Below are 4,074 nucleotides of genomic sequence, written 5' to 3'. Positions count from 1 at the left end.
AACACGGTCAAGGATGACGAGGTGATTTACGAATGGATCGGTTCGAAAACCGGCACGAAAACGGACGGGATCACGCTGTCGTCTTTGACTGAGGGCAAACCGGTTGCGTTCAGGATTGATGCTGAGTACATCAGCGGCAACAACGGCGGCACGGTATTGGCGAAGTACCTCATCAAGCGTGCGGCGGGTGGGACGAGTTATTCGAATGCGCTGGAGTTCGGTGTGGGGGCTGAACTGGAGGCACCTGTGATCACTTCGGTGAAAGATCCCAATAACGTCGAGATTCCTCAAGATGGAACTACTATCAATACCAACGTGACTCTCACAGGCACAGCAACAGCGAATCGTGAAGTGGAGATATTTGATGGGACAACGTCTAAAGGATTTTGCCCAGTCAATGCACAGAATATTTGGACTTATGATGCGACCAACCTGACATTAACCACTCACAGATTCAAGGCAAAAGCAAAGTATGGTAGTGAAACAGAGTCAAACATTCGAACTTTTACTGTGTTCACCGCAGAAAAGATCGAGTCATTTGAGTCCGTCATGGTGGGACAATATAGCGACTACTTAAGGCTAGAATATTTGGAAATAAACCGTGGTGGAAGATACGGAAGATTCGAAATTGCAATCGCACAGCAAGGAGACGAACCATATTTAAACGGCAAGACACTAAAACTGACGGAGGACTATCCGAGACTATCACCTTCCCCCATGATCGGCTTTTATCCTATCGGCGTAAAGTTTAACGCAAAGCTAATCGGCACGAATGCCAGTATCGTATTCCGTTATCATGACGGAACCTATAAACAAGTTCTTCTTGACATACAAATCGGAGAACCTAAAACACTAACAATAATGTTCCCCAACAGCGAAAACTTGCTTGCCTTTTCAATAGTACCTTACGGAGTTGTGTACATCGACAACTTATCATTCATTGCATGAGCCGAGCATTTACTTTGAAGCTGCGGCGGAGACAATCTCTCCGACGCAGCTTGAGATCAATCCACCGGAACCAAATTATCCAACACCTGATTAACCGCCAGCTCCCCCAGCATCACAACTTGCGCAATGCCCAATAACGTTCGGCGATGCGTGCCTTCCAACATGCCGGCCAGATCGTTGATCATCACGCACGCCGAACCGAGGCTCTCACTGGCGTCGGCTAATAGAGGTTCGTTCGCGCTGGCCGGGTTGACCATGAACAAACGGTTGGACACATAAGGTGCAGCCATGATTTCGGCGGTGGGTGGGCCGAGGTAGTGGTCGAGGGCGCGTTCGGCGGCTTCGTGGAATTTCTTGGATTCGGGGGATTCGTAGGGCGATGCCGGATCGGTGGCCGGTGGGTTTGGCGTAATTTTGAACATGGGATGTCAACCTCTGGTAAGGCCGTATCCATTTCGCTGCTAAACGAGAGGGAGGCGGCTGTGCGCGAGTTAGCAGACCGGTTGACATCCCCAAACCCGGCGCACCCGAAGGTGCCAAGCACACAGCCACCATCAAGTGCAGGCGAAAACCTGACAGGATGAGACTTGTACAGCCGGAGATATCAAACAGGGCTGCTAAACCCGATCACTGGAAATCAGTGACCCGATCCAAGTTACCGACCAGCCCCCAGGCGCACAAGCCGGCGGATTCTGTCTTACGCGTAGGCAATGGCGCAATGTTTTGTGGGCTTCAGGACGTAACACCCGATGTCTTTTAAACGGACACGTTAAACACTACCCATTGCCTATGCCTCTTCGCGAATCGTCCGACAGACATCACCCTAACCCCACCGACCGTCCATCAGAAAACCGCCCTACCCTGTCAGATCTGACAGGTGACGCCTCACCCGTTTCCAGCCATAAATCACTCCGTTGCCTCACCGCTCAACGGAGCCGTCCATGCTTACCCACAACCTTCCCGACGCCGACACATTGATCCTCGACCAACTCGATATCCCCGGCAAAACCGGGCCGGTGTCGGAGTCACCAAAGGTCTGGGGCATCAATATTGCGGCGGCGTTGGGTAATTTCCCGCGTCAAGGCTTGCTCTGCCGCGCCGGGCCGTGGACACCAATGGAAATTGGGGACCAGATCAAGGTGTTCTGGAACAAGGATGTGGAAGTCCTGCAGAAAACCGTTGGCCCGGCGGACGTCAATACGACGCTGCAAATGTTCGTGCCTTCGGCGCGCATCCCGGAAGGCCGGGCCGTCGGGTATTACAGCGTCAAGCGCCTCGGTCAGGCCTGGGAGCCGTCCGAGGACATGCAGGTGCTGGTCAAGCTCACCCGCCCCGGCGGTCATGACGACAACAACGATCCCGGCCACTCCAAACTGATCATGCGCATCCCGCAGGAGATCATTAGCGGCGGCATTGATAAGGACAATGTCGACAAGGGCGTTTCAATCACCATTGAACCTTATCCAAACATAGCCGCCGGTGATGTGATTCAGTTGAGCTGGGGCGGTGTGTTTGTGCTCAGTGCGCCGCTGACCCAGGATCAGGCGGACGGCAAAGTACCGCTGGTGGTGCATGTCAGCGAGGCGGTCATCCGAGAGGCTGGAGACTCTGACGGCATTGGTTTGTCCGTGGCGTTTGAGGTTTATGACGCGGTCGACAACCGCTCAGAGGATTGGTGTGCACCGCAGCGAGTCGTGGTGTCAGTCGATGCCACCCGGTTGTTGGCGCCCATCCTGGAACAGGCGCATAACAACACACTTGACCTCGACACTTTGGGTGATGCCAACGGCAAGGCGCTGATCTGGGCAATCACCGAACAAGGTTTTGAAGTCGGCGACACTATCGTTTTGCGGTTCAAGGGCACCCCCTCCGAAGGGGCGCCAGTCGACATCGAGATCAGCGGCAAACCGTTGACCAACGTGCCCAGCACCGATCAAATCGAAATCGACAACGCACTGTTGAGGCAATTGGCTAAAGCACAGATCGCCCTGTCTTATTACGTGAGAAAACACAGCGGAGGCGCTGATCTGCTCTCCAAAACGCAGTTCATCAACGTGATTGGTGAACTGCAAAGGTTGGCCGCCCCGATTGCCTTGGATGCGATACAAGGCGCACTCGATCCACAGCTTAAAACTGTGCGCATTGAAATTCCGTTCGACGCGTCCTTCGCTGAAGGTCAAGTGATCAAACTGTTCTGGCTCGGTACACGTCCCGACCTGACACCGTTCCTGCCGGATTTGCCGCCGCACTTTATTACCAAAGGCAATGTCGACGACAAACTGCCCATCAAGATAAATGTCGACAGTGCCCATCTGACGCCGATCATCGGCGGCACGCTGGAGCTTTTTTATCAATTGCAGATTCCGGACGATCTGCTTGGCAAGATGAATCCGTTCAACGCCATCCATGCCATTCGTGAGTCGATTCATGCGGATGTTCTACAGGTCGGCGAACCCAGACGCGAACTGCCCAAACCTGAAGTTGCCGGCGTGGACAACGGCGCCCTGCCCGCTGACATCGACGGCACCACCCTGGTCGTGCCTTATCGGAACACGGATAAAAACGATCTGGTGACATATGAATGGAAGGGTTCGATAGCAGGTTTGGCAACAGACTCAATCAAACTGTCCTCGCTCACCGCGGGCCAGCCTGTGCCGTTTCCAATTGAAGCTAAACACATCAAGGGTAACGAAGGCGGAACGGTGCGCGCGTCGTACTTTATTCAGCGAGCTTTGGGTGGGACAAGTTATTCGGATACGTTGGAATTCAACGTTGGTGCGGAACTGGTGACGCCGGTGATTACTTCGGTGAAAGACCCCTACGGTAAAGAAGTCCCTAATGGCACTACGCTTACCAATGACAACGTCACCCTGACCGGTACAGCCACGGCGGGTCTGGAAATCGAAATCTTCGACGGGACGACCCTCAAAGGCACTGCTGCGGTTAATGCCAGCGGTGTGTGGACACGAGGTGTCGGTGGTTTGGCCGTCGGCCCGCATAGCCTCACAGCCAAAGGTGTTTACGGCAGTAATCCAGTATCAGCAGCACGAACCTTTACCGTGGCTTATGCGCTGGTTCCGGCGATTACTTCGGTGAAAGATTCCAAAGGCATCGACATCCCTCAAA

Annotated in this window: 2 protein-coding genes and 1 pseudogene; 2 read left to right on the top strand and 1 reads right to left on the bottom strand. The window is 53.8% G+C overall.

Features of this window, described 5'->3' with window-relative positions; translation table 11 throughout:
- Positions 1 to 948: pseudogene (locus QMX93_RS30050) on the top strand (hypothetical protein); the annotation flags it as partial.
- 56 nt (positions 949 to 1,004) lie between these two features.
- On the opposite strand, the gene QMX93_RS30045 reads toward QMX93_RS30050, so the two are convergent.
- On the bottom strand, positions 1,005 to 1,370 hold the full coding sequence (locus QMX93_RS30045; RefSeq protein ID WP_282359206.1) for a DUF6124 family protein: 366 nt from the start codon (positions 1,368 to 1,370) through the stop codon (positions 1,005 to 1,007).
- 639 nt (positions 1,371 to 2,009) lie between these two features.
- On the opposite strand from QMX93_RS30045, the gene QMX93_RS30040 reads away from it, so the two are divergent.
- Positions 2,010 to 4,074: Ig-like domain-containing protein (locus tag QMX93_RS30040; RefSeq protein ID WP_282359204.1), on the top strand; the 2,065-nt coding region annotated here is incomplete at its 3' end.

The organism is Pseudomonas sp. PS01303 (genome assembly GCF_029959385.1).
In the GTDB taxonomy this organism is placed as follows: domain Bacteria; phylum Pseudomonadota; class Gammaproteobacteria; order Pseudomonadales; family Pseudomonadaceae; genus Aquipseudomonas; species Aquipseudomonas rustica.
Note: the sequence above shows the minus strand (reverse complement) of the source record. Positions and strands in the feature narration are given on the sequence as shown.

What these genes read in the sequence shown, in the direction of transcription:
- QMX93_RS30045 (WP_282359206.1), bottom strand. Translation starts at nt 1,370, where the DNA reads ATGTTCAAAATTACGCCAAACCCACCGGCCACCGATCCGGCATCGCCC.